General features: G+C 71.3%; 22 protein-coding genes. 15 read left to right on the forward strand and 7 right to left on the reverse strand.

Features of this window, described 5'->3' with window-relative positions:
* Positions 1 to 23 precede the first annotated feature (23 nt).
* Together ligD (ABIA35_RS43050) and ligD (ABIA35_RS43055) are read right to left on the reverse strand one after the other, a co-directional pair.
* Positions 24 to 902: a non-homologous end-joining DNA ligase gene (ligD, locus tag ABIA35_RS43050; RefSeq protein ID WP_370361861.1), complete on the reverse strand. Its 879-nt coding sequence runs from the start codon at positions 900 to 902 to the stop codon at positions 24 to 26.
* Complete coding sequence (ligD, locus tag ABIA35_RS43055; RefSeq protein WP_370361862.1) at positions 892 to 2,352, reverse strand: non-homologous end-joining DNA ligase; 1,461 nt, start codon at positions 2,350 to 2,352, stop codon at positions 892 to 894. The genes ligD (ABIA35_RS43050) and ligD (ABIA35_RS43055) overlap by 11 nt, the downstream gene beginning before the upstream one ends.
* A 64-nt stretch (positions 2,353 to 2,416) precedes the next feature.
* On the opposite strand from ligD (ABIA35_RS43055), the gene ABIA35_RS43060 reads away from it, so the two are divergent.
* A complete protein-coding gene (locus tag ABIA35_RS43060; RefSeq protein WP_370361863.1) occupies positions 2,417 to 3,511 on the forward strand; it encodes a Ku protein in 1,095 nt (364 codons plus the stop codon).
* Positions 3,512 to 3,535: 24 nt separating this feature from the next.
* On the opposite strand, the gene ABIA35_RS43065 is transcribed toward ABIA35_RS43060, so the two are convergent.
* Positions 3,536 to 3,838: a hypothetical protein gene (locus ABIA35_RS43065; RefSeq protein WP_370344451.1), complete on the reverse strand. Its 303-nt coding sequence runs from the start codon at positions 3,836 to 3,838 to the stop codon at positions 3,536 to 3,538.
* A gap of 195 nt (positions 3,839 to 4,033) precedes the next feature.
* Here ABIA35_RS43065 and ABIA35_RS43070 point away from each other — a divergent pair, with 195 nt between their 5' ends.
* Positions 4,034 to 5,101 carry a YihY/virulence factor BrkB family protein gene (locus ABIA35_RS43070; protein WP_370361864.1) on the forward strand — a complete coding sequence of 356 codons (1,068 nt, stop codon included), beginning with the start codon at positions 4,034 to 4,036 and terminating at the stop codon, positions 5,099 to 5,101.
* Positions 5,102 to 5,128: 27 nt separating this feature from the next.
* Here ABIA35_RS43070 and ABIA35_RS43075 read toward each other — a convergent pair whose 3' ends face one another.
* Together ABIA35_RS43075 and ABIA35_RS43080 are read right to left on the reverse strand one after the other, a co-directional pair.
* Positions 5,129 to 6,085 carry an NADPH:quinone oxidoreductase family protein gene (locus ABIA35_RS43075; RefSeq protein ID WP_370361865.1) on the reverse strand — a complete coding sequence of 319 codons (957 nt, stop codon included), beginning with the start codon at positions 6,083 to 6,085 and terminating at the stop codon, positions 5,129 to 5,131.
* A gap of 43 nt (positions 6,086 to 6,128) precedes the next feature.
* Positions 6,129 to 6,806: a phosphotransferase gene (locus ABIA35_RS43080; protein ID WP_370361866.1), complete on the reverse strand. Its 678-nt coding sequence runs from the start codon at positions 6,804 to 6,806 to the stop codon at positions 6,129 to 6,131.
* 57 nt (positions 6,807 to 6,863) lie between these two features.
* Between ABIA35_RS43080 and ABIA35_RS43085 the strand changes: the two genes are divergently transcribed.
* The 4 genes from ABIA35_RS43085 to ABIA35_RS43100 all read left to right on the forward strand — a co-directional run bounded on the left by ABIA35_RS43085 (position 6,864) and on the right by ABIA35_RS43100 (position 13,768).
* Positions 6,864 to 7,550 carry a hypothetical protein gene (locus tag ABIA35_RS43085; RefSeq protein ID WP_370361867.1) on the forward strand — a complete coding sequence of 229 codons (687 nt, stop codon included), beginning with the start codon at positions 6,864 to 6,866 and terminating at the stop codon, positions 7,548 to 7,550.
* Positions 7,551 to 7,801: 251 nt separating this feature from the next.
* On the forward strand, positions 7,802 to 8,653 hold the full coding sequence (locus ABIA35_RS43090; protein WP_370361868.1) for a hypothetical protein: 852 nt from the start codon (positions 7,802 to 7,804) through the stop codon (positions 8,651 to 8,653).
* A 106-nt stretch (positions 8,654 to 8,759) separates the two neighbouring features.
* Complete coding sequence (locus ABIA35_RS43095) at positions 8,760 to 10,433, forward strand: DNA polymerase Y family protein (RefSeq protein ID WP_370361869.1); 1,674 nt, start codon at positions 8,760 to 8,762, stop codon at positions 10,431 to 10,433.
* A complete protein-coding gene (locus ABIA35_RS43100; protein ID WP_370361870.1) occupies positions 10,433 to 13,768 on the forward strand; it encodes an error-prone DNA polymerase in 3,336 nt (1,111 codons plus the stop codon). Before ABIA35_RS43095 ends, ABIA35_RS43100 begins: the two co-directional genes overlap by 1 nt.
* Positions 13,769 to 13,774: 6 nt before the next feature.
* On the opposite strand, the gene ABIA35_RS43105 is transcribed toward ABIA35_RS43100, so the two are convergent.
* On the reverse strand, positions 13,775 to 14,569 hold the full coding sequence (locus ABIA35_RS43105) for an arylamine N-acetyltransferase (RefSeq protein WP_370361871.1): 795 nt from the start codon (positions 14,567 to 14,569) through the stop codon (positions 13,775 to 13,777).
* Positions 14,550 to 15,452: a S41 family peptidase gene (locus ABIA35_RS43110; RefSeq protein WP_370361872.1), complete on the reverse strand. Its 903-nt coding sequence runs from the start codon at positions 15,450 to 15,452 to the stop codon at positions 14,550 to 14,552. The genes ABIA35_RS43105 and ABIA35_RS43110 overlap by 20 nt, the downstream gene beginning before the upstream one ends.
* Positions 15,453 to 15,628: 176 nt before the next feature.
* Here ABIA35_RS43110 and ABIA35_RS43115 point away from each other — a divergent pair, with 176 nt between their 5' ends.
* The 9 genes from ABIA35_RS43115 (at position 15,629) to ABIA35_RS43155 (ending at position 24,055) form a co-directional block, all read left to right on the forward strand.
* On the forward strand, positions 15,629 to 16,819 hold the full coding sequence (locus tag ABIA35_RS43115; protein WP_370344461.1) for an MFS transporter: 1,191 nt from the start codon (positions 15,629 to 15,631) through the stop codon (positions 16,817 to 16,819).
* 48 nt (positions 16,820 to 16,867) lie between these two features.
* A complete protein-coding gene (locus ABIA35_RS43120) occupies positions 16,868 to 19,090 on the forward strand; it encodes a glycoside hydrolase N-terminal domain-containing protein (protein ID WP_370361873.1) in 2,223 nt (740 codons plus the stop codon).
* Between the two features lie 48 nt (positions 19,091 to 19,138).
* Entirely contained in the window at positions 19,139 to 20,818 is a 1,680-nt protein-coding gene (locus ABIA35_RS43125) for a peptide-N4-asparagine amidase (RefSeq protein WP_370361874.1), read from the forward strand.
* Entirely contained in the window at positions 20,809 to 21,153 is a 345-nt protein-coding gene (locus ABIA35_RS43130) for an NIPSNAP family protein (RefSeq protein ID WP_370344464.1), read from the forward strand. The genes ABIA35_RS43125 and ABIA35_RS43130 overlap by 10 nt, the downstream gene beginning before the upstream one ends.
* A gap of 115 nt (positions 21,154 to 21,268) precedes the next feature.
* Complete coding sequence (locus ABIA35_RS43135) at positions 21,269 to 21,685, forward strand: acyl-CoA thioesterase (protein ID WP_370344465.1); 417 nt, start codon at positions 21,269 to 21,271, stop codon at positions 21,683 to 21,685.
* Between the two features lie 44 nt (positions 21,686 to 21,729).
* Positions 21,730 to 22,338: a hypothetical protein gene (locus ABIA35_RS43140; protein ID WP_370344466.1), complete on the forward strand. Its 609-nt coding sequence runs from the start codon at positions 21,730 to 21,732 to the stop codon at positions 22,336 to 22,338.
* A gap of 57 nt (positions 22,339 to 22,395) precedes the next feature.
* Positions 22,396 to 23,004 carry a hypothetical protein gene (locus ABIA35_RS43145; protein WP_370344467.1) on the forward strand — a complete coding sequence of 203 codons (609 nt, stop codon included), beginning with the start codon at positions 22,396 to 22,398 and terminating at the stop codon, positions 23,002 to 23,004.
* A 57-nt stretch (positions 23,005 to 23,061) separates the two neighbouring features.
* A complete protein-coding gene (locus tag ABIA35_RS43150) occupies positions 23,062 to 23,670 on the forward strand; it encodes a hypothetical protein (protein ID WP_370344469.1) in 609 nt (202 codons plus the stop codon).
* A 199-nt stretch (positions 23,671 to 23,869) separates the two neighbouring features.
* Entirely contained in the window at positions 23,870 to 24,055 is a 186-nt protein-coding gene (locus ABIA35_RS43155; protein WP_370344477.1) for a chaplin, read from the forward strand.
* The last annotated feature ends 377 nt before the right edge of the window (positions 24,056 to 24,432 follow it).

The following is a 24,432-nucleotide window of genomic DNA, read 5'->3' on the forward strand; positions in this document are numbered from 1 at the left end:
ATCGTGTCATAGCTCCAATTGTGTCATAGCCCTGATAGCAGATCGCCGTGCTGCGCCACCTGCTCCAAGGCGCGCTTCGGTCCGAACCTGAGGTCCTCGGGTGCCTTCGCCGCCGCCAACTGCTCCCACGTCACCGGTGTCGACACCGCCGGATGCGGCGTGGCGCGCAGCGAGTACGGCGCGATCGTGGTCTTGGCGTGCGTGTTCTGCGACCAGTCCACGAACACCTTCCCCGGCCGTTCGGCCTTGGACATGGTGGACACCACCAGGTCGCGGTGCGTGCCCTCCAGCGCCCGGGCGATGGTGTGCGCGAGTTCGCGGGCCTGCTCGCCGGTGACGCCGGCCAGCGGCGCGTACAGGTGCAGTCCTTTGGCCCCGGAGGTCTTCGCGCGCAGCTCCAAACCGTGCTCCGACAACAGGTCGCGGGCGGCCAGCGCGACCCGCACGCAGTCCAGCACCGTGGCCGGCGCGCCCGGATCCAGGTCCAGCACCAGCAAGTCGTGGTGCTCCTGGTCGGACACCCGCCACTGCGGGACGTGGAACTCGATCGCCGCCAGGTTCGCCGCCCACATCAGCGAGGACAGGTCCTCGATGAGGACGTACTCGATCTTCTTGCCGGAGCTGGAGGCCGCCAGGTCCGCGGTGCGGATCCAGGACGGCCGGTGCGCCGGGGCGTGTTTGGCGAAGAACCCTGATGTGCCCACGCCGTCCGGGTAGCGGATGAACGTCACCGGCCGGTCGGCCAGATGCGGCAGCATCACCGGCGCGATCCGGGCGTAGTAGTCGAGGATCTCGCCCTTGGTGAAGCCGTCGTCGGGATACAGCACCTTGTCCAGATTCGTCAGCTTCACCGCCCGGCCGTCCACCTCGACGGTCTGCGTGGCCCGCGTGTCAGGGCTCACGGACCACCTCCGCGGCGTCCTTGTCCGGCCGGATCCCCTTGAACACCGGGTGGCGCAGCCGGCCCTTCGACGTCCACTCCCCGAACGTCACCTCGGCCACCACCGCCGGCTCGACCCAGGTGGCCACCCGCGCGTCGGCGGCGTCCACGGCCGTGGCGAACGGGCTCCGGGCCACCGCCAGCTCGGTCAGCGCCTCCAGCAGGACCCTGCGATCGTGCTCGGTGAAGCCGCTGCCCACCTTGCCCACGTACCGCAGCTGCCCGGCCTCGTCGGGGACGCCGAGCAGCAGCGCCCCGACTTCGCGTGGCGGACGGCCGGCGGCGGCGCCCTGGCGCCTCACCGGCGTGAAGCCGCCGATGACCGCGGACTGCGAGGCGGTCAGCTTGATCTTGCGCCACGCCGGCGAGCGCGTTCCGGGCTGGTACGGCGAGTCCAGGCGCTTGGCCACCACGCCCTCCAGCCCGGCGGCGCGCGCGGCGGCCAGCACGTCGGCGACCGGGGTGTCGGGGAACGCCGGCGGGGTCTGCCAGTTCGGCCCGGACAGCTCCAGGGACTCCAGCAGCTGGCGCCGGTCGGTGTAGGGCAGGTCCAAGGTGGAGCGGCCGTCCAGATGCAGCAGGTCGAAGACCAGATAGGAGGCCGGGTTGGTCCGGGACAGCCGGGCGGCCTCGGCCCCGCGGGTGCCGAAGCGGGCCTGCAACGCCCCGAAGCTGACCTGGCCGGCCTCGTCCAGCGCGATGATCTCGCCGTCCAGCAGCAGCTGCGCGCTGCTGACCGTCTTGGCCAGCGCCTTGATCTCCGGGTAGGTCTCGGTGAGGTCGTTGCCGTTGCGCGAGCGCAGCCGGGCCCGGCCGCCCTCGACGCGGCACAGGGCCCTGATGCCGTCCCACTTGAACTCGGTGGCCCAGCCGGCGCCGGTCGGGGCCGTCCCGGGGATCGCGAGCATCGGCCGCAGGTCGTCCGGCACCGCGGCGAAGTCAGGGTCCTGACCCTTCTCGCGGTGGATCATCCAGTCCGGGCCGCCGGTGCGGAACAAGGTGTAGTGCCCGGAAAGACGCTCGCCCGTCAGTTCGACCTTGATCTCGTCGTCGGTCCACTTCTCCGGCGTGTAGGTGCCGCGGTCGTAGGTGGCGACGGTCCCGGCGCCGTACTCGCCGGCCGGGATGCGTCCGGTGAAGTCGGCGTATTCGACCGGATGGTCCTCGGTGCGCACGGCGCGGTGGTTGCGCCGGGGATCGGTGGGGACGCCCTTCGGCAACGCCCAGGAGACCAGGACGCCGTCGTGCTCCAGACGGAAGTCCCAATGCAGTGCGGTGGCCCGGTGCTCCTGCACCACGAAGATCGGCTGCTTGCCCCGGCGCCGCTTCTTCGGCGCGTCCTGCGGGACCGGCTCCGGGGTGCGCGCGGCGTCACGCTTGGCGCGGTATTCGCGCAGCCGGTCCGGGTCCACCGCTCCATGACATCCCGCGCCCGGCCGGAGTGCGAGTCCGGATGATCCGAATTAGCGTCGGGGCATGCGGGCGATCTGGAGTGGAGTCATCTCCTTCGGCATGGTGACGGTGCCGGTGAAGATGTTCGGCGCGACCGAGGAGAAGCGGGTCGCCTTCCACCAGGTGCACGCCGCCGACGGCGGCCGGGTGCGGCAGAAGCGGGTGTGCGAGCTGGACGGCGAGGAGGTGTCGCTGTCCGACGTGGCCAAGGGCTACCAGCTGCCCGACGGGGACGTGGTGGTGCTCACGTCCAAGGACTTCGAGGGGCTGCCGGAGGCGATCGCCAAGACCATCTCGGTCGAGGCGTTCGTGCCGGAGGAGCAGATCGATCCGATCATGTATTCGAAGTCCTACTACCTGGCGCCGGACAAGCTGGGCGTGCGCCCCTACGCGCTGCTGCGCGACGCGATGGAGGCCTCCGGCCGGGTGGCGGTGGTGCGGTTCGCGATGCGCGAGCGCGAGAGCTTGGCGGCGCTGCGCGTGCGCGACGACGTGCTGACCCTGGAGACCATGCTGTGGGCCGACGAGGTCCGCAAGCCCGACTTCGACTTCCTGGACAGCGCCTCAAGCACGGTCGAACCCAAGGCCGCGGAACTGAAGATGGCGAAACTGCTGATCGACTCCCTCAGCACCGACTTCGACCCCGAGGCCTACCAGGACAACTACCGCGAGGCGCTGGAGGAGGTCATCGAGGCCAAGGTCGCCGGCCGCGAGGTCGTCACGCCGCCGGCCCCGGCCGAGGGCGGCGCGCAGGTGATCGACCTGATGGCGGCGCTGAAGGCGAGCGTGGAGGCGGCGAAGAAGACGCGCGGGGGCCAGGCCGAGGCCGAGGCGGAGGCGCAGGAGAGCAAGCCGGCCGCGAAGAAGACCGCGGCGAAGAAGACGGCCGCCTCCAAGACAACGGCCAAGACAACGGCCAAGACAACGGCCAAGACCACGGCCAAGACCGAGGCCAAGACCACGGCATCGAAAAAGTCCGCCGGGTCGGCGTCGAAGAGCTCTGCGACACCGACCCGGGCGGCCAAGGGCGCGCGCGGTACGGGCAAGACCGCGGACCTGCATAAGCCGGCGCGCAAGAAGCCGGCTACGAAGTCGACGTCGACGCGGCGGAGCGCCTGAATTCGTGATTGGGGCAAAGGCGTTTTACAGATCGTTGATGATCCGGCGCAGGATTCCGCCGACGACGAGGTAGAACACTGCCGCAATGCCGTAGTTCAGCGTGATGTTCAGGTCGTGGCTGTCCGGGGTGAACAGGTTCAGGAACCACGTCGCGAACCACGCGGCCCAGTCGCCGTCCGTGCTCACGATGTCGTTGCCGTTGTTGGCGTTCAACAGCACGAAGATGATGTGCGCGATGATGATGATGGCGATGATGACGGCCACCAGGAAGACGAGATCCCCGGGCGCGCGTCTGTGATAGAACCGTGTGCGGGTCTCTGTGCTCACGAGTGAGATCCTCTCTCTACGGCTATCCCCGTTCTCGGTAGTAGGCCGGCCATCGCCCTCATAACCCATTCCGTCAAACCGAAACGGTCTGATTTTCGAGCCGTGCGACGGCTCCGCCGCCACAGCCCGCGGCGCCGGAGCCAGGCTGATCCAGCGGGTTTGTGTCGCGGCCTCGGAACCGGATACAAGCTTCGGATGCGACGGAAAACGGAGAGCCGCCTCGAGCGGCGCCTCAGCGCGGGGAAGGCGTCTGCGAGCGCGGGCTCCGCGAAGGCTTCAGGGGACTCGGCCAAGGCTTCTGGGGGCTCCAGCCAGACTGCTACGAGTAAGACCTCCAAGGTGGTGGTGGAGGCCGAGAAGGCTGAGAAGACCGAGGACCAGAGCCTTGATCAGTCCGTGCAGCTGTCCGCCCGGAACTGGTTCGCGGTGCTCAAGCGCTCGGCGATAGCGGCGCACACCGACGAACTGGTGGACCGGGCCGCGGCCTTGACGTACTACGGCTTCCTGGCCGTTTTCCCCACGCTGCTGCTGGCGATATCCGTGCTCGGCCTGCTCGGCGACTCCGCCGTCAACACGGTGCTGAACAACGTGCAGAAGCTCGCGCCCGGGTCGGTGCACGACGTCCTGCGCACCGCCATCACGCAGGTGCGGGCCAGTCGCAGTACCGGCGGGACGCTGGCGGTGGCCGGAGTGGTCGGAGCCCTGTGGTCGGCCTCGGGCTACGTGGGCGCCTTCATCCGGGCCTCGAACACGGTGTACCGGGTCCGGGAGAAGCGGCCGATGTGGAAGACCACACCGCTGCGCATAGGCCTGACGATGCTGATGATGATCACGTCCATGGTCAGCGTCATCATCGTGGTGTTCACCGGCCCGCTGGCCGACCGCACCACCGAGATCCTGGGGCTGGGGAACACCGCCCTGACGATCTGGTCGATCGTGAAGTGGCCGGTGCTGGTGCTGCTGGTGGCCGCGATGATCGTGCTGCTGTTCTGGGCCGCGCCGAAGGTGCACACCGACGGCCGCCGCTTCCGCTGGGTCACGCCGGGCAGCGTGCTGGCCGTGGTGCTGTGGCTGGTGCTGTCCACCGGGTTCGCCACGTACATCGCGAACTTCGCCTCGTACAACAAGACCTACGGCACGGTCGCCGGAGTGATCGTGTTCCTGCTGTGGCTGTGGCTGTCGAACCTGGCCATCCTGCTCGGGCTGGAGTTCGACGTCGAGGTGGTCCGCGAGCGCGCGACGGTGGCCGACGGCCGGCCGTGAGCAGGCCGCCGGGCCGTTCCGGTTCCGCTACGGCACGACCACCAGCCGGCCCAGGTTCTCCCCGGCGGCCAGCCGCGTCAGGCCGGCCGGGGCTTCCTCGAAGGACAGCCGCGCGCCGACCAGGGTCTTGATCGTGCCGGCGTCGGCCAGCCGGGTCAGCTCGCGGTGGCACTCGGCCACCGCCTGAGGGTCCTTGGCCCGGTACAGACCCCAGTGCAGGCCCAGGATCGAGTAGTTCTTGACCAGGGCGTGGTTCAGCGCCGGGGCCGGGATGGTGCCGCCGGCGAACCCGACCACCACGATGCGCCCCTCGAAGGCGACGCACTTGGTCGAGCCCTGATAAGCCTGCCCGCCGACCGGGTCGTACACGACGTCCGCCCCGCGCCCGCCGGTGGCCTCCTTGACGACGCCGACGAAGTCCTCGGCCAGCCGGTCCACCACCACATCGGCCCCCAGCGCCCGCGCCGCCTCGGCCTTGGCCGGCCCGCCGACCACCGCGATCACCCGCGCTCCGGCGGCCTTGCCCAACTGCACCGCCGCACTGCCGACCCCGCCGGCCGCGGCATGCACCAGCAACGTCTCCCCGGCCCGCAACCCGGCCCGCCGGTGCAACCCGAACCACCCGGTCTGATAGGCCAGCAGGAACCCCGCGGCCTCGGCATCGTCCAGCGAATCAGGCGCCGGATACATGGAGTCGGCCTCCATGAGCGCGTACTCGGCCAGCGCACCGCCCGGCAGCACCGGCGACCCCACGACCCGCGCCCCGGTCTCCACCACCTCGCCGCACAACTCCACCCCCGGCGTATAGGGCAAAGGCGGCTGCACCTGGTACTGCCCCCGGCACATGAGCACGTCGGGAAAATTCAGGGCCGCACCCCGAACCCGCACCAGCACCTGCCCCGCACCGGCCTCAGGCGCCGGCACCTCGACCGCACGCAACACATCGGCGGGCTCGCCGTGTCTGGTGACCTGCCAAGCTCTCAACGCGGTGGCCTCTCGCTCGTTCCGGCTCGTCCGCCCGATGCTCTCACCCGGCGCGGGCGATCACCAGCGCCACCGCGGCATCGAGGTCGCCGGGCGGATGGTTCGGATCAGCGGCCCGCTCATCGCGAGCCCACGCCATGACGCCGGCGTCCAGGACGATCGCCGCCGGACGATGGGAGAGCAGCGCGGGCAGCAGCTCGGCGGCGGCCCGCGACAGCTCCGAGCCGTCCTGGGAGACCTGGGCCAGGATGAGCGCGGACATCGCCCAGTCCTGGGCCGGCGTGCCCTCGCGTGTGTTCGACCAGTCGATGACGACGGGACCGTCAGCGGCGCGGATGACGTTCAGGGGATGCAGGTCGAGGTGCAGGATCGCCGTTCCCGTTCCCGTTCCCGGACCCGCGGCGCCGCGCGGCGGCACGGCGTGCAGCCGCACGAGCAACTCGGCGAGCGTCGCCCCGACCTCGGCGACACCGATCTGCCCGGCCAGCACCGCGTCCAGCAACGTCGGCCCCTCGACCCGCCGCATGACGAGGTCTGCCGGTGTGTCGGCGGGCGCGGGGTGGATCTCCGGCACCGGATAGCCGTGCGCGTGCAGATGGGCCATGACCGCGGCCTCCCCGGCCTGAGAGCGGCCGTCGCGGTTGCGGCGCAGGACCCAGTTCTCGTTGAGAGCGTAGACGTCCGCGTCGCGTCCGGACCCGATGAGTTCGCCGAGCTGCATGGTCGAACACATTAATGCCCGGCCCCGCCGCTCTGGGGCTGGCTAACCTTGGGCGCTGTGACCAAGTTCTACGGCATCATTTGCGTCGCGGGCAGTGCCTCGAAAGAGGCCATGATGGCGCTGGTTTCGGATCAGGTTTCCGCCTTCGACATGAACAAGGTCGATGACGGTGAGTGGGACTGGTGGGAGCTGCCCACGCCGGGTTATCCCTCCTTCGCAGTGAAGCCTGAGTTCGTCGGGGATCCGCGGCTTGTGCCAGTCGGCGATCAGCCCGGACGCTGCTTCGGCGGGCCGGTGTCCGCGATCGATCTGGATGCCTTCCGCCTCGCCGCTGCCGAGTCCGCCGGCTTGTGGCAGGCCTGGCACTCCACGCCTGGCGCGTCGTCCGTCGTGCCGCTCGGTCATTTCTTGGACAAGGCTTTGAGCGGTGCCGGTTACACGGCTCGGGAGGCTCGCGCGGACTACGCTTCTCAGGCGCCGGTTCGTGAATACCTCGGGCCGGGCAGGAAAATCCTGCACCCGTTTGAGGATCCTGTTTATATCTTCCGTGGAACGATTGATGATTACCTGAAGCGGGAGGCGGCGCGTCTGCTGCGATGCGGTGCCTTTGTCACGGAGGGCGGGGAATGGCTGGACGATTCCTCCTTCGGCGGTTCGCTCGACGACTTCTCTGTTTTCGCTTTGAATCATTTGCGCCAGGCCTCGGATGACGTGTCTGTGATGTATTTGCACTTTCATTGCTGAACGGCCATCGAAGCTGGTGCGGGCCCGGCCTCGGCGAGGACATCGCCGGGGACGGGCCGCTTTTGTCATCGGCGAAGTCCGGCTGAACCAGCCGCATGGGCATCACCGGCCACCACGGCCACATCATCACCGTCTCGCGCGCCACCTGAGACCGGGCCCCGTCGACTACAACTGGTAGTCGCACCCCCTGCGATCCGCCAGGAAGCCGCTCACCAGTTGACACACTCGAACAGAACTTCGAATATGGCCGAGTGGCACTGATCGCGCATACGTTCGACGACGACACGGACCGCGCGGCGGCCGTGGCGCGGTTGCGAGTGCTGGTCGGCGGGGATGCGGCGGTCTCGGAGACGCCGCAGGCCAGGGGTGCGAGCGCAGAGGCGAGCGCCGGCGCGGGCGCTGCGGACGTGCCCGTGCTCGCCGCGCTGCGCACCCTGGTGCCCGGCGGTGTGCTGCGGCGTGGGGCGACGGTGGCGGTGGGGGACCGGGTGCGGCCGGGGAGCGACGCGCCGAGTTATCTGGCGTTGGCGTTGGCGGCGGGGGCGTCGGCCGGCGGGGCGTGGTGCGGGGTGGTGGGGTTGCCCGCGTTCGGGATCGCGGCGGCCTCGGGGATGGGTGCGGATCTCAGCCGGTTTCTGATGCTGGACGAGCCCGGCGAGCGGTGGGCCGAGGCGGTGGCGGTGCTGGCCGGTGCGGTGGACCTGGTTCTGGTACGTCCGCCGCGCCGTCCTGCCGGGGAGCATGTGCGGCGTATCGGGGCCCGCATTCGGCGGACGGCGCGGCAGCGCGGCGCGGTGCTGGTCGTGGCCGGCGAGTGGCCGGGGGCCGATCTGCGGTTGCGGCTGACCGAGGCGGCCTGGTCCGGGCTCGGGGAGGGCACCGGCCATCTGACCGGGCGCCGGGTCACGATCGCCGCCGCCGGCCGGGGTGCCGCCGCCCGCGAGCGCAGCGCCCGGCTCTGGCTGCCCGCCGCCGACGGTGCGGTGCGCGAGTGGGCCGCCGAGACGGACGCGCCGATGCTCCCGGGGCAGAGCGCCGAGCGGTTCGGGGTGTCGGCGGAGATCCGGGACGGTGGTGAGGTCGTGCGGTTGTGGAGTGCGTAGGCAGGCAGGGCCGCCCCTGCCCCGGATCCGAACTCGCCGCCTGAGCTAACACCAGAGCTAACACCAGAGCCTGAATCCCAACCACCGCCTAGGAAAGGCACCACCCGTGTCCGCGCATCCCACCATCCCCGACCGGGCGCTGGCCGTGTGGTGCCCGGACTGGCCGGTGGTGGCGGTGGGCGCCGACCCGGACACCGCGGCGGCCGTGGTCGTCAAGGGCACGATCATGGCCTGCTCCTCGGCGGCGCGCGCCGAGGGTGTCCGGCGCGGACAGCGGACCCGGGACGCGCAGCGCCTCGCCCCGGAGCTGATCCTGCACGCCCGCGACGAGGCCGCCGAGGCGCGGGCCTTCGAGCCGGTGCTGGCGGTGCTGGCCGACTTCACCCCGCGCTTCGAGGTGGTGCGCCCGGGGCTGGCGGCGCTGCCGATGGACGGCCCCGCGCGCTACTTCGGCGGCGAGGACCTGGTGGTGCGGGCGATCCGGGACCGGATCGGGGAGACCGGAGTCGGTGCCGGGGTCGGGGTGGCCGACGGGGTGTTCGCCGCGTCGTTGGCCGCCCGCAGCGACACGCGGGTGGTGCCGGGTCGGACCGCGGAGTTCCTGGCGTCCTTCCCGACCTCGGTGCTGGAGCTGCCGGAGCTGGTCGAGCCGCTGTCCCGGCTGGGGGTCCAGACGCTGGGCCGGCTGGCCGAGCTGCCCGCGGACGCCATGACCGGCCGGTTCGGCGCGGCCGGGGTGGCGGCGCACCGCCTGGCCCGGGGCCTGGACGCCCAGCCGCCGGCCCCGCTGCGTCAGGGCCCTGATCTGTCCGTCGAGGCGGTCTTCGACCCGCCGGCGGACGGCTCGGAGCGGATCGTGTTCGCCGCCAAGGCGCTCGCCGACGAGCTGCACACGGTGCTCGCCCAGGCTGGCGTGGCCGGGGTGCGGGTGGCGGTGGAGATTCACGGCGCCGCCGGCCCCGGCGCCGAGCCCGAGGTCTCCTACCGGCTGTGGCGGCACGAGGGGCTGCTGTCCAGCACGGCGGTCGCCGAGCGGGTGCGCTGGCAGCTGTCCGGGTGGCAGGCCGTTCTGCAGGCGGACCATCAGATCTCTGATACCGCAGCCGACGGTCCGCTCGGAGCCGGAGCCGGAGCCGGAGCCGCAGCCGCACCGGGAGCCGGAGCCGCAGCCGCAACCGGAGCCCAAGCCGAGGCCGAAGCCCCCCACGCCGACCGCGGCATCACCCGCCTGCGCCTCATCCCCGACCACCTCGTCCCGGCCCGCGGCGTCCAGCCGGGCCTGTGGGGCGCCGACGAGGCTCCGGACCGCATCGCCCGCGCCGCCGAGCGCCTGCAGGCGATGTACGGCCCGAACGCCGTCACCCTCCCGGCCGACGCCGGCGGTCGTACCCCCGCCGACCAGGGCGTCCGTACTCCCTACGGGGACCTGCCGCCGCAGGCTCCCGAGCCCGCGCCCTGGCCCGCCGCCCTGCCCGCGCCCGCCCCCGCCGACGTCCCGCGCGCGCCGCGTCCGGCCGAGGTCACCGACGCCGCCGGCCGCGCGGTCGGTGTCTCCGGGCGTCTGCGGATCACCGCGGACCCTGCGGAGCTGGCGCTGCCCGAGACCGGCGAGCGACTCAGGATCCTGTCCTGGGCCGGCCCCTGGCCGCTGGCCGAGCGGTGGTGGGAGCCGGCGGCGGCCGTGCGCCGGGCCCGGTTCCAGGCCGTCACCGACGACGGCCGGGCCTGGCTGCTGGCCGTGCAGGACGGCCGCTGGTCCGTCGAGGCGGTGTACGACTGATGGGCACCTTCAACCCGGTCATCCGCTGGCGCGAGCTGGAGAAGCGCCTCACCTGGGGCCGCTACGGCGAGGCCGAGCAGGCCGCGCCGGAAACGGCGCCGACCCAGCAGGCGCCCGCGCCCCGCCGCAGCGCCAAGCTCGACCCGCCCTACGCCGAGCTGCACGCGCACTCCCACTTCTCCTTCCTCGACGGCGCCTCCAGCCCCGCCGAGCTGGTCGCCGAGGCCGCCCGGCTGGGCCTGCACGGCCTGGCCGTCACCGACCACGACGGCTTCGCCGGCGCCATGCAGTACAAGCAGGCCGCCGAGGACGCCGAGCTGGCCACCGTCTTCGGCGCCGAGCTGTCGCTGGAGCTGACCGCGGCGCGCACCGGCGTCACCGATCCGGCGGGCAGCCACCTGCTGGTGCTGGCCCGCCGCGCCGAGGGCTACCGGCGGTTGTCGGCGGCCATCGGCAAGGCGCAGCTGGCCGGCCAGGAGAAGGGCCGCCCGGTCTACGCCCTGGAGGACCTGGCCGAGGCCGCCGCCGACGGGGACTGGACCATCCTGACCGGCTGCCGCAAGGGCACCGTCCGCCAGGCCCTGGAGCGCCACGGCCTCACCGAGGCGGGTTTCCAGGCCGCCGACACCGAACTCAGGAAGCTGATGGACTCCTTCGGCCCTCGCAATGTCCTGATCGAGCTCACCGACCACGACCAGCCCCTGGACGACGCCCGCAACCGCCTGCTGGCCCGGCTGGCCGCCCGCCACGGGGTGCCGACCGTGGCCACCGGCAACGTCCACTACGCCCGCCCCGCCGACTACCGCCTGCACACCGCGATGGCCGCGCTGCGGGCCCGCCGCACCCTGGCCGAGATGGACGGCTGGCTGCCCGGCGCGCCCACCGCCTACCTGCGCAGCGGCGCCGAGATGCTCGCGCGCTTCCCGGTGCGCGAGTTCGGCCCCGCCGTGACCCGCAGCGCCGAGCTGGCCGCCGACCACGCCTTCGACTTCGACACCGTCAAGCCCAAGCTCCCGGACTATCCGGTCCCGCCCGGCCACACCGAGGCCAGCTGGCTCAGACACCTGACATACCTCGGCGCGGCCGAGCGCTACGGCCCCGAGAGCGAGAATCCCAAGGCCTACCAGCAGATCGCCTATGAGCTCGACGTCATCGAGGAGCTCACCTTCCCCGGCTACTTCCTCATCGTCTACGACATCGCAGAGTTCTGCCGCGCCCGCGGCATCCTGGCCCAGGGCCGCGGCTCGGCCGCCAACAGCGCGGTCTGCTTCGCCCTGGGCATCACCAGCGTCGACTCGGTCCGGCACGGCCTGGTCTTCGAGCGCTTCCTGTCCCCGGTGCGCGACGGCCCGCCGGACATCGACGTCGACATCGAGGCCGGGCGCCGGGAGGACGTGATCCAGCACGTCTACGCCAAGTACGGACGCGACCGCGCGGCCATGGTCTGCAACGTGATCACCTACCGGGCACGGCTGGCGCTACGCGATTCGGCGCGCGTCCTGGGCTACTCCCCGGGCACCGTGGACGCCTGGGCCGGCAGCATCGGGCCGCACGAGGGCGTCCCGGCGGCTGGCGAGGACGTGCCCGAGCAAGTCCTGGAACTGGCCGGGCAGCTCCAGCGCCGGCCCCGGCACCTGGGCATCCACAACGGCGGCATGGTGATCGTGGACCGGCCGCTGGCGCAGGTGGTGCCGATCGAGTGGGCCCGCCGCGAGGGCCGCACCGTCCTGCAGTGGGACAAGGACGACTGCGCGGCCGCCGGACTGGTGAAGTTCGACCTGCTGGGCCTGGGCATGCTCGGCGCGATCCACGACGCGCTGGAGCTGATCGCCGAGCACCACGGCACCCGCCTGGGCCTGCACGACCTGCCGCAGGACGGGGACCCCGAGGCCGAGGCGGTCTACGAGATGATCCAGGACGCCGACACCGTCGGGGTGTTCCAGATCGAGTCGCGGGCCCAGATGTCCACGCTGCCCCGGCTGAAGCCCCGCACCTTCTACGACCTCGTGGTCGAGGTGGCGCTGATCCGCCCCGGGCCCATCCAGGGCGGCGCGGTGCACCCGTATCTGCGCCGGCGCAACGGCGACGAGGAGATCACCTACCCGCACGAGACGCTGGAGCCGGTGCTGCGGCGCACGCTGGGGGTCGTGCTGTTCCAGGAGCAGGCGATGCAGATGGCGATCGCGGCGGCCGGGTTCAGCGCCGCCGAGGCCGACCGGCTGAGGCAGGCCATGGGTTCCAAGCGCTCGCCGGAGCGGATGGCCGAGCTCAAGGAGCGGCTGATGGCCGGGATGGCCGAGCGCGGCATCACGCCGGAGGTCGCCGAGGACATCTACCACAAGCTGCACGCCTTCTCAGGGTACGGATTCCCCGAGTCGCACTCGGTGTCGATGGCCTACATCGTGTGGTGCAGCTGCTACCTGAAGCGCTACTACCCGGCCGCGTTCACCGCCGCGCTGCTGAACAACCAGCCGATGGGCTTCTACAGCCCCGGATCGCTGGTCACGGACGTCCGGCGGCACGGGGTGCAGGTCAAGCGGGTCGACGTGAACGCCTCCGGGGCCAAGGCCACATTGCAGAGCCCTGACAATGCCTACCGGCCGCGGCACCGGCACGCCTCGCCGATCGCGCAGCCGGCGATCCGCCAGGGCCTGAGCAGCGTGCGCGGCCTGGGGGACGACGAGGCCGAGGCGGTGGTCGCCGAGCGCGTGGCCGCGGGTGCGTTCGCGGACCTGGAGGACTTCATCGTGCGCACCGGCCTGTCCCGCCCGACGCTGGAGGCGCTGGCCACCGGCGGGGCCTTCGGGTGCTTCGGCCTGGACCGCCGCGAGGCGCTGTGGACGGCCGGGGCGCTGGCCGGCACCACCTCCGGGCACCTGCCGGGCACCGCCCCGGGCACGACCGTCCCGGAACTGGACCCGCTCACCCCGGTGGAGGTCACCCTGGCCGACCTGTGGGCCACCGGCACCAGCCCGGAGGACCACCCGATCGGCCACCTGCGGGCCCGTCTGGCGCTGCGCGGCGTGACCCCGGCCGCCGAACTGCGGACGGTGCGCAACCGCAGCCTGGTCCGGGTCGCGGGGCTGGTGACGCACCGCCAGCGGCCCCCGACCGCGCACGGCACGTGCTTCCTGAGCATGGAGGACGAGACCGGGCTGATCAACGTGATCTGCCCGGCCCCGGTGTGGGAGGCGCAGCGGAAGGTGGCGCTGGGACACGGGGCGCTGCTGGTCCACGGGACGCTGGAGCGCAGCGATGGCGCGGTGAACGTGCTGGCCGGGCGGATCGAGCCTTTGCGGGCGGGGGTTTCGCGCAAGGCGAGGGATTTCCGGTGAGGACGGTCACGCCAGCGTCGGGACGACGTCCAACGCGATCCCGAACAGTTCCTGATAGGCCGCCAGGACAGCGGCGTCATCCTTGAGCACCCTTTCGCGCCGGCCGTCGGCATCCGTCGTGATGAGCTTGCGGCCGTTCACCGTCACCCGGCCGCCGTCCGGCGTCGGCAGCGAACACATCAGCATCTGCCGGAACAACGACTGCGGCGAGGTGACCTGCCACCACCGCCCCATCTCGAAGTCCGCCAGCGCCAGGGTGCGCGGATCCACGCGGTACGCCGGCGAGCCGTCGAGCAGCACGTCGAGCAGACCGTCAGCGGTCTCGAGGATCTGGAACGTCCCGAACGGATCGCTCTGCTCCCCGCGCTCGGCATACCGCAGCGGCAGCGCGCTGTGCTTGCCGAACCCGACATCGGCGAGCCACACCCCGCCAGTCGCATCGGTGACCCGCAACGCCAGGTGGTCCAGCGGCCTGCTGGTGAAGGCCGCGAGCGTCGCAGAGTACGTACGCGCCGACAAACGCTCCACGCCGAACCCGACCGACTCCAGCAACGCCGCGAACAGCCCGTTGAGCTCGTAGCAGAAGCCGCCGCGCCGGCGCGCGACGACCTTGTCCATCAGGGTGCTGAGATCCAGCGAGATCTCCTCGCCGGGCAGGTGGATGCTCAGGTTCTCGAAGGGGACGGTCGTCACGTGCGCGCGGTGCAGCATGTTCAGGGTGTCGATGTCCGGCTTCAAGGGGCCGGCCACGCCTATGCGGTCGAGGTAGGCGGCGATCTGATCAGCGGTCAGCTGCGGCATGGCTCTTTTCTATCCTGTCCCGCGCATCCCGATAAGCGACCTCGAACGCCTCCTCCGCGCTCACCGCCACATCCGGCTCCACGCCCACGCCCTCCCAGTTCGTCCCGGTGACCGGGTTGATCGAGCGGGCATTCGGGATGGAGACCACCACGTGCGGGGTCAGCACATGGAACTCGGTGGGGTGCGCGCCGCCGCGGGTCGTCTCGCCGATCAGCGTGGCCCGCTTCTGGGTCTTCAGGTTGTAGGCGAACTCCTCGCCGCCGGAGAAGGTCGTCCCGCTGGTGAGGATGTAGACGGGGCGGTCGAGGTAGCGGCGGCCGTCGACGTGGGCCAGGGTCCAGTACTGGCGGGTACCGTCCTTGACGCGGGAGTAGATGTTGTTGAGGTGGGTGTCGTCGTCCGGGAACAGGTAGCTGCACCACAGTTGGACGCCGTTCGGCGCGCCGCCGCGGTTCGCGCGCAGGTCGATGATCAGCGCCTCGGTGTTCACGACCAGTTCCATGGCCGCGGCGATCGCCGGGGCGCCGACCGAGGCGTCGGTCACCAAGGTCAGGTCCAGATAGCCGATGTTCCCCTCAAGCCGCTCGACGCGCCGGATGCCGTGGTTCTCGGCCACTATCAGAGCGTTGAAGAGGGCATCGCTGTCCGACTCGTCGAGGTCCTGGGGCTCCTCGCTCCAGATCAGGCGCAGGTGCTTGTCGGCGCAGTGCTCGAAGAAGATCTCGGTGACCCGGGTGCACAGGGCCGGACCGTCCAGGGCGTCGAAGTCGCCCGCCGACAGGGCCGCGGTGAGGGCGTCGGTGGCCAGGGCCGCTTTGTCCGGGAATATGTACTCGTCGGTGAGCCGCCTGGCTGCGGCCTCGATAATCTCCGGGGTCTGCATGGCGGGAACCTACAGCAGGCGCCGTGCACTGCGGAGTGTGCAGCGCGAGCCAGGAGTCACAGTCGTAACGGACTAGTGACCCCTACCGGAGATATGAGAGCATGCCAAGCGTAGGCAACCCCTGCCCCGGACGCGGCTAAAGATTTCGTTCGGCCGTTTCGACACAAGGATCTCCCTTGGGCTACCTCGCTCTGCTTCGCCTACCCTTCATCACCCGCCTGCTCACCGGCTCCCTGGTCGGGCGCCTCCCCGGCGGCATGTCCATCCTCATGATCCCGCTGGCCCTGCGCCGCTCCGGTATGGACTACGGCTTCGTCGGCATCGCCTCGGGCACCCTGGCCGTCTCCACCGCGATCGGCGGCCCGGTCCTGGGCCGCCTCGTGGACCGGGTCGGGCAGGTCAAGGTGCTGGTTCCCGCAGCCGCCGCCTCCGGTGTCGGCTTCGCCATCCTCGCGCTCGCGCCGGGTAATCGGCCGACGGTGCTGCTCGGCGTGGTGCTGGCCGGGGCTGCCGCGCCGCCGTTGGAGCCGTGCATCCGCATCCTGTGGCCGAAGCTGGTGCCGGCCGAGGGCCTGGCCTCGGCGTACTCGCTGGACTCCGCGGCGCAGGAGCTGATCTTCGTCTCCGGGCCGCTGGTCGTGGCCGGGTGCGTGGCCTGGGCCTCGCCGGTGGCGGCGCTGTGGCTGGGCGCGGCGCTCGGCGCGGTCGGGGTGCTGGTGGTCGCCACCACCAAGCCGGTGCGCGGCTGGCGCCCGGAGCCGCGCGAGGCGCACTGGCTCGGCCCGCTGCGCAGTCCCGGCCTGGTGGTGCTGCTGACCTCGCTGATGGGCCTGGGCATCGCCATCGGCACGCTGAACGTCGTCCTGGTCGACTACGCCGAGCACCACAAGTTCCCCGGCGGCGCGGGCACCTTGATGGCCATCAACGCCTTCGGCTCGCTGATCGGGGCGCTGGTCTACGGCGCGCGCAAGTGGCGCGGCTCGCCGACCGGCCACCTGCTGGCGCTGCGCGTCGGCCTCGGCGCCGCCTACGCGCTGCTGCTCCTGGTCCCGGCACCGCCGTTGATGGTGGCCATCATGGTGGTCTCCGGCGTCTGTTTCGCGCCCTCGCTGACCGTGCTGTTCATGCTCACCGGCGAATACGCCCCGGCCGGCACCGCCACCGAGGCCTTCGCCTGGCTGATCACGCTGTTCAACGTCGGCGCCGCGGCCGGCGCGGCGATCAGCGGCTTCGTCATCGCCCACGCCGGACTGTCCCCGGCGGCCGCTACCGCCGTCGCCGGCATCGCGGCGGCCGTCCTCATCCAGCTGGCCGGACGTCGCTACCTGCACCAGAGCGCGCCCGCGGAAACTCCGGTGTACGCCTGACGAAACTGCATGGCGGGCGGCGTCGGCCCGACGGCAGGATCACCAAGCATGGAACACCTGCTCTGGTACGACGCCCCCGCCACCGACTGGGAACGTGAAGCGCTGCCGATCGGCGACGGCCGGATCGGCGCGATGGTCTTCGGCGGGGTCGCGGCCGAGCGCGTCCAGTTCACCGAGAAGACGTTGTGGACCGGGGGACCGGGGCACCCCGGCTACGACCACGGCGACTGGCGCGCGCCACGGCCCGGCGCCCTGGAGGAGGTGCGGCGGCGGATCGAGGAGGAGGGCTGGCTGCCGCAGCAGACGGTCACCGAGCTGCTCGGCCAGCCCAAGACCGCGTTCGGCAACTTCCAGAACTACGGCGACCTCATTATCGAGTTCCCGAAGCTGGATCAAGCGGGCATTCAAGGCTATCGCCGCACTCTCGACATCTCCGACGCCATCGCCGGCGTCACCTTCGAAGCAGCCGGCGTCCGCCACACCCGCGAGTACTTCGTCAGCAACCCGGCGGGCGTCCTGGTCGGCCTGCTGAGCGCCGACTGCCCCGGCGCGCTGGACTGCGTCCTGCGCTACGAACCCGGCATCGAGGGCACCCGCGTCACCGCCGAGGACGCCACGATCACCATCACCGGCGCCCTCGGCGACAACGGTCTGCGCCACGCCGCCCGGATCACGGCCATCCCCGAAGGCGGCCGCCTCACCGCGGACCGGGGGCGCCTGACGGTCGAAGGCGCCGACCGCCTCGTCATCCTGCTGGCCGCCGCGACCGACTACGCGAGCACCTATCCGGCCTACCGCAACGGGATCGACCCCGCAGGCCCGGTCGCCGAAGCCGTCGCCAAAGCCGCGGCCCGCACCTACGAGGACCTTCGCGCCGCGCACATCGCCGACCACAGCGCCCTGTTCGATCGCGTCGTCCTGGACCTCGGCGGAGCCCTGCCGGAGGACGTCCCCACCGACCGCCTCCTGGCCGCCTACGGCACCGCCGACTCCACCCCCGCCACCGACCGGGCCCTGGAGCAGCTGTTCTTCGACCACGGCCGCTACCTCCTCATCGCCTCCTCCCGCCCCGGGAACCTGCTGCCGGCCAACCTGCAAGGCGTGTGGAACGCCTCGCCGACCCCGCCGTGGTCCGGCGACTACCACGTCAACATCAACCTGCAGATGAACTACTGGCTGGCCGAACCGTGCGCGCTGGGGGAGTGCGCCGAGCCGCTGTTCGACTTCATCGACGCGCTGCGGGCACCGGGGCGGGTGTCGGCGCGCGAGATGTTCGGCACCGAAGGCTGGGTGGTGCACAACGAGACCACCCCCTTCGGCTTCACCGGCGTGCACGACTGGCCCGACGCCTTCTGGTTCCCGGAGGCTGCGGCATGGCTGTGCAGGCACCTGTGGGAGCACTACGCCTTCACCTTGGACGAGGACTTCCTGCGGGAGCGTGCCTATCCGGTGATGAAGGAGGCCGCCGAGTTCTGGCGAGCGAATCTGCGGCGCGATCCCCGGGATGGCACGTTGGTGGCGAACCCGAGCTTCTCGCCGGAACAGGGCGAATACACCGCGGGCGGCGCGATGGCCCAGCAGATCATCCGCGACCTCTTCAAACACACCCCCGGTTTCAGCGCCGATCGGGAGGCCCTGGATTCCGGCCTGCGTATCGGCTCCTGGGGCCAGTTGCAGGAGTGGAAGGAAGACCTCGACGATCCGCGGAACCAGCACCGCCATGTCTCGCAGATGTACGCGCTGCACCCGGGTGCCGACATCGACCCGCTTCACGACGAGGCTCTCGCCGAGGCGGCCCGCACCATCCTGAACGCCCGGGGCGACGGCGGCACCGGCTGGTCCAAGGCCTGGAAGATCAACTTCTGGGCCCGGCTGGGGGACGGCGACCACGCGCACCGCCTGCTGTCCGAACAGCTCACCGGCAGCACCCTGCCCAACCTGTTCGACACGCACCCGCCGTTCCAGATCGACGGCAACTTCGGCGCCACGGCCGGCATCGCCGAGATGCTCGTGCAGAGCCACCTCGGCGCGATCAGGATCCTGCCGGCGCTCCCGGCGGCCTGGCCGAACGGCTCGGTGACCGGCCTGCGGGCCCGGGGCGCGGTGCGTGTCGACTTCTCCTGGGCCGACGGCGCGGTGACGGAGATCTCCGTGACCCCGGACCGCGCCGGCGAACTCGGCATCCGCTCGCCCCTGTTCGGTGCCGCCGGCCGCATGCGGTTCCCGGCCGAGGCCGGCCGCACCTACACATGGAAAGTCGAGATCAAATAAGGGATTCAGCCCTTGTGTGTAGCTCGGGGCCTTGCCAGGGTGTCAGCCATGTGGAGACCCCTGGCTCTGGCCGCAGCCGCGGCCATGTTCGTCGCCGGCACGCTCGCGGGTACCGCCGCGGCAGCCGCGCCGACCGTGGAGATCAACTATCAGAACCCGGTGACGGCGCTGCCGCCGATCGCGCGGCCGGACACCCCGAGCTGCACGGTCACGGCGATGCAGCACGACTTCGCCAACAGCTACGGCCAGCCGTTCACCGGCACCCTGGCGCCGCCGGCGGCCTGTCCCGGGCCGTGGTCGAAGGTGGTGCTGGACTGGTCCGGCAACGCCGCGGGCCGGCAGTACGACCGGCTGGCCGGCGTGTGGATCGGCGGCTCGGAGGTGTTCCGGACCAGCACCCCCGAGCCGGACCCGGCCGGCATCAGCTGGCACGTGGACCAGGACGTCTCGGCGTTCATCCCGCTGCTGCGCACGCCGCAGCCGCTGGTGGTGGACCTGGGCAACAACGTGGACAGCACGTACACCGGCATCTACCACATGACGATGACGGTGACCTACTACCAGGCCGACAAGCACCACCCCGAAGCCGCGCACAGCGACGTGGTCGTCCCGATCTCGCAGAGCACCACGGCGGCCGGGTGGTGGGGCCTGACCCAGGGCCAGACCGCGAGCACCACGGTGACGCTGCCGCGCAACACCGAGAGCGCGGACCTGCAGCTGTACGCGCGCGGCGGCGGCTGTGAGGAGTTCTGGTACTCCAACGTGCCCGACTCCTACGCCGCCTCGCACGCCAGCGAAGGGCTCTGCGGCGGGGGGACGTACCGCGAGGTACAGGTGGACGTCGACGGCAAGCCGGCCGGGACCGCGCAGCCGTTCCCGGTCATCTACACCGGCGGCGTCAGCCCCCTGATGTGGCGGCCGATCCCGAGCATCGACGCGTTCCGGACCCAGCCCTACGACCTGGACCTGACGCCCTTCGCCGGCCTGCTGGCCGACGGCAAGCCGCACACCGTGACCCTGGTGCCGCCCTCCGACATCAGCGACACCTGGCTGATGGACGGCAGCCTGTTCGTGAACGTCGATGCCGGCTCCGCGCAGACCTCCGGCGCGCTGACCCAGGACACGATCACGCCCTCGCCGGCCGTGGACTACCACGTCGCCACCCAGCCCGACGGCAGCGACCTGATCACCTCGGCGGTGACCCGGGACTGGACAGTCGCCGGCTACGTCGACACCTCGCACGGCCGGATCACCACGAGCGTGACCCGGCACAGCGCCTACACCAACAGCGACGACGTCGCGCAGGCCGGCACGGTGCAGACCGTGAAGCAGCGCGACTCCGGCTGGACCGAGACCGCCACCTCCGACGGCCCGGGCCTGGGCCACCGGCAGCTGCGGCACGACAGCTGGGCCTACCCGATCGCCATGACCAGCACCTATATCCCGGGTGCGACCTCGGACTCCTACACGGTCACCGGCCAGGTCAGCGTCGAGCGGCAGCTGACCAGCACCGAGGCCGACCACGGCAACGCCTGGAAGCCGGTCTCGGCGGTCGACGACCGGGTGCAGGCCAAGGGCAACCTGCAGCGGGTGAACAGCGTCGTGACCGCCGCGGACGGCTCGGACTCGGAACTGTACGTCGGTGCCGACCGTTCCGGCTGCTACGGGCACTACATCGCCGCCGACCACGGCTATGTGACGCAGGACTACATGACGGGATGCACATGATTCTGGAGATCCGCACCTACCGCCTGCACCCGGGCACGCGCGAGAAGTTCCTGCGCGCGATGACCGAGGAGGCGATCCCGCTGCTGGCCGAGGCGGGGATCGACGTGGTGGCGGCCGGGCCGTCGCTGTACGCCGAGGACGGCCATGAGGAGGCGTTCCTGATGCGGGCCTTCGACTCGCTGGAGCAGTTGCAGCAGCAGGAGGACGCCTTCTACTCCAGCGCGGCGTGGCTGGAGGGGCCGCGCGAGGCGATCGTGACGCCGATCGTGCAGTACCACTCGATCGCCGTGGAGACGCCCGCGGCTGTGGTCGAAGGGATGCGGCGTCCTTTGTAGGACTCCTCCAAGGGCGTTCGAAGCTACTCACTAGTAACATGTCAGGGGCGACCACTACGGTCGCCCCTGATCGCTGCCCCCACTGGCGCCTGCCATCGCACAAAAGGAGACGACCGTGGTCTTCTCGGTCCCGATCACCGTCCGCGGCTACGAGCTCGACACCCAGGGCCACCTGAACCAGGCCGTCTACGTCCAGTACTCCGAGCACGCCCGCTGGGAGCTGCTGGCCGCCGCGGGCATCCAGCAGAACGCGATGGTCGCCGGCGGCATCGGGCCGGTCGCGCTGGAGGTGAACGTGAAGTACCTGCGGGAGCTGCGCGGCGGCGAGCGGGTGGACGTCACCTGCGAATTCGCCTGGGCCGAGGGCAAGGTGTTCCAGCTCAAGCAGCAGATCATCAAGACGGACGGCACGGTGTGCGCCGACATCGTGGTCACCGGAGGGATCATGGACCTGAAGGCGCGCAAGCTGGTGCCGAACCCCGCCGAGCGGCTCGCCGCGCTTGCCGTCGACCCGTCGGTGCTGGGGATCTGAATCCGATCTGCGCGATTGTCGGAGGCCTCTGATCTGATCGACCGATGGGTGTCACCGGGATGTGGATCGTGACGACGGCCGCCGATGAGCGGATCCGCGACTGGCGGGAGCGCTACGCCGCCGAGATCGCGGACGCGGCGGACGGCGTCGGCCAGGCGCTGGCCTGGTGGGCGGGCCTCGGCGACGAGGCGTTCCTGCGGCCGGTCGGCGCCGGCCGGTGGCAGCGGACCGAGGCTGGCTCGGCGTTCGCGGACCTGTTCTGGGAGCCTGCCGACCACGAGTTGGCGCAGGAGGTCATCGCCGCCGCCGAGGCAGCCGGCGCGCAGGGCTTCGTCAGCGCGGCCGCGAGCAAGGGCGCTCCGGCGGCGGCCTTCTACCATGCGCTCGGAGCGGCGGACGCCGCCCGGCTGCCGGGCGGCTTCGGCGAGTTCCTGATCGCCGCGGACGAGGCCGCCGCGCTCCTGCCGGACCTCGAACGGCTGCTCGCCGGCGCCGGGCGCGGGGCGCTGGTCGAGCGGGTCGGTCTGTGGCTGGACTACGGCGGCAACGGTTCGGCGGCTGGACCGTCCGAGATCGTGGACGGGGTGCTCCGCGTCTTCCGCCGCGCCTCCGACCAGGGCCTGGGGATCGCCGCGGTCCCGATGACCTTCTGACCCGATCGCAGCTGCGGATCGGCCGGCCTTGTCGGCGGGCTGTGGTCTCATCAAGGGGTGGGTGTCACCGGTTTCTGGATCCTGACGGCCGTTGCCGACGAGCGGATCCGCATCTGGCGGGAGCGCTACGCCGACGAGCGCGCGGAGGCGGCGGACAGCCGTGAGAAGGCGCTGGCTTGGTGGGCGGCCCTGGGCGACGACGCATTCCTGGAGGCGGACGACCGGCAGGGCTGGCGGCTGACCGAGAGCGGCTTCGCCTTCGCCGACCTGTTCTGGGACAGCGTCTCGGACGAGCTGGCCGGCGAGGTCATCGCCGCCGCCGACGAGGCCGGCGCACCGGGCCGCAGCAGCCCCGCTATCCGCAAGGGTGCCCCGGCAGCGGCCCTGTATCAGGCGCTGGGTGCCGCCGATGCCGCCCGGATGCCGGGCAGCCTCGGTGACTTCCTGATCGCCGCCGACGAGATCGCGGCCGTGCTGCCGCGGGTCGAGCAGATCCTGGGCGGAGCGCGCCGCGCCCAGGTGGTCGAGCGGGTCGGCCGGTGGTTGGAGCATGCCGCCGACGACGCCGCGTCCGAAGCGCCGGAGATTGTGGACGGTCCGCTGCGCGTCCTGCGCCGCGCCGCCGAACAGGGCTTGGGCGCCGCGGCCGTGTCGGCGTGCTTCTGACCCGACGGCACCTGCGGATCGGCCGGCCTTGTCGGCGGGCTCTGGTCTCATCAAGACGTGAGTTTCACCGGATTCTGGATGCTGACGACAGCCGCCGACGAGCAGATACAGACATGGCGGGAGCGCTACGCCGACGAGCTCGCGGCGGGGACCGGGCATCGTGAGCAGGTCATGGCCTGGTGGGCCGACCAGGGCGACGTCGCGTTCATCGAGCTCGATGATCGCCATGGCTGGGTGTGGACCGAGGCCAGCCGAGCGTTCTGCGATGTCTTCTTCGACGTCGCCAGCGATGACCTGGTGCAGGAGGTCATCGAGCGGATCAGTGAAGCGGGGCAGACACAGTCCTTCGGCCTCGGCGCGCGCAAGTCGTCTCCGGCGGCGGCCCTCTACCACGCGCTGGGGGCGGTGCGGGCGGCCCGGATGCCCGGCTGCCTCGGTGACTTCCTGCTCACCGCGGACCAGGCCGCGGCCGCGTTGTCGGAGGTCGAGGGACTGCTCACCGGTGCGGATCGCGAGGACCTGGTCGCCTCGATCTGCGTGTGGCTCGACGAGCTCGCGGACGGCCCGCTGTCGAAGGGGGCTGAGCTCGTGGACGGCGTGCTCCGGGTCTTCCGCGAGGCCGTCGATCGGGAGTTGGGCGTCGCCGCCGTCGTGGCGTGCTTCTGACCCGAACCGTCCCACAGGTCGGAAGTCATACCTTCACCAGATCGGCTGATCGCCGGTCGGTGGGCGTTTCGCTCAGTGAGCGGTGGTCGTTTCTCCGGACGAGCGGCACGTGATCGGTGCCGCCGCTACACAGGAGGAAGTACCAGTGCTGAAGACCAAGAAGATCGCCGCTCTCGTCGCCGCGACCGGCGGCCTGGCGATGGCCGGGGCCGGTGTGGCCAGTGCCGAGGCCACCGCGAACGGCTCGGCCGTGGGCTCGCCCGGCATCGTCTCGGGCAACACCATCCAGGTCCCGGTGCACGTGCCCGTGAACGCCTGCGGTCTGACCGTCAGCGTCATCGGCCTCCTGAACCCGGCGTTCGGCAACACCTGCGTCAACGGCTGACAAAGCCGCGGCCGTCTGATGGGCGGCCCCGAGGATCCCTGGCGGGTCCTCGGGGCCGCCCTTTCCGGCGCCCTGGCTTGTGTGTGGGTGGGTGTGGGTGGTTGCGGTTTGTTTGTGGGTTGACAGTCATAGGCGTTTCTTGACGGCTTCGCGCATGGTTGGCGGGATCCGTTGGTGGCGCGGGTCGGGGATGCCGCTGGTTTCGCAGGGCGGCGGTGGAGTGGGCAGGTGGGCGGCTCTACTGCGACAGTCAAGGGCGACAGTCAGAGGCGACAGTCAAGGGCGCCTCCGGCGGCGCCTACGCGGCGAGCGGCGCTCTCTCCGGGGATGGGGGGCCGCGTTGTCGGGCGGCGGTTGTTGCTTGTGGTCGCCTTTGT

The organism is Catenulispora sp. MAP12-49 (assembly GCF_041262705.1).
Classification (GTDB): Bacteria; Actinomycetota; Actinomycetes; order Streptomycetales; family Catenulisporaceae; genus Catenulispora.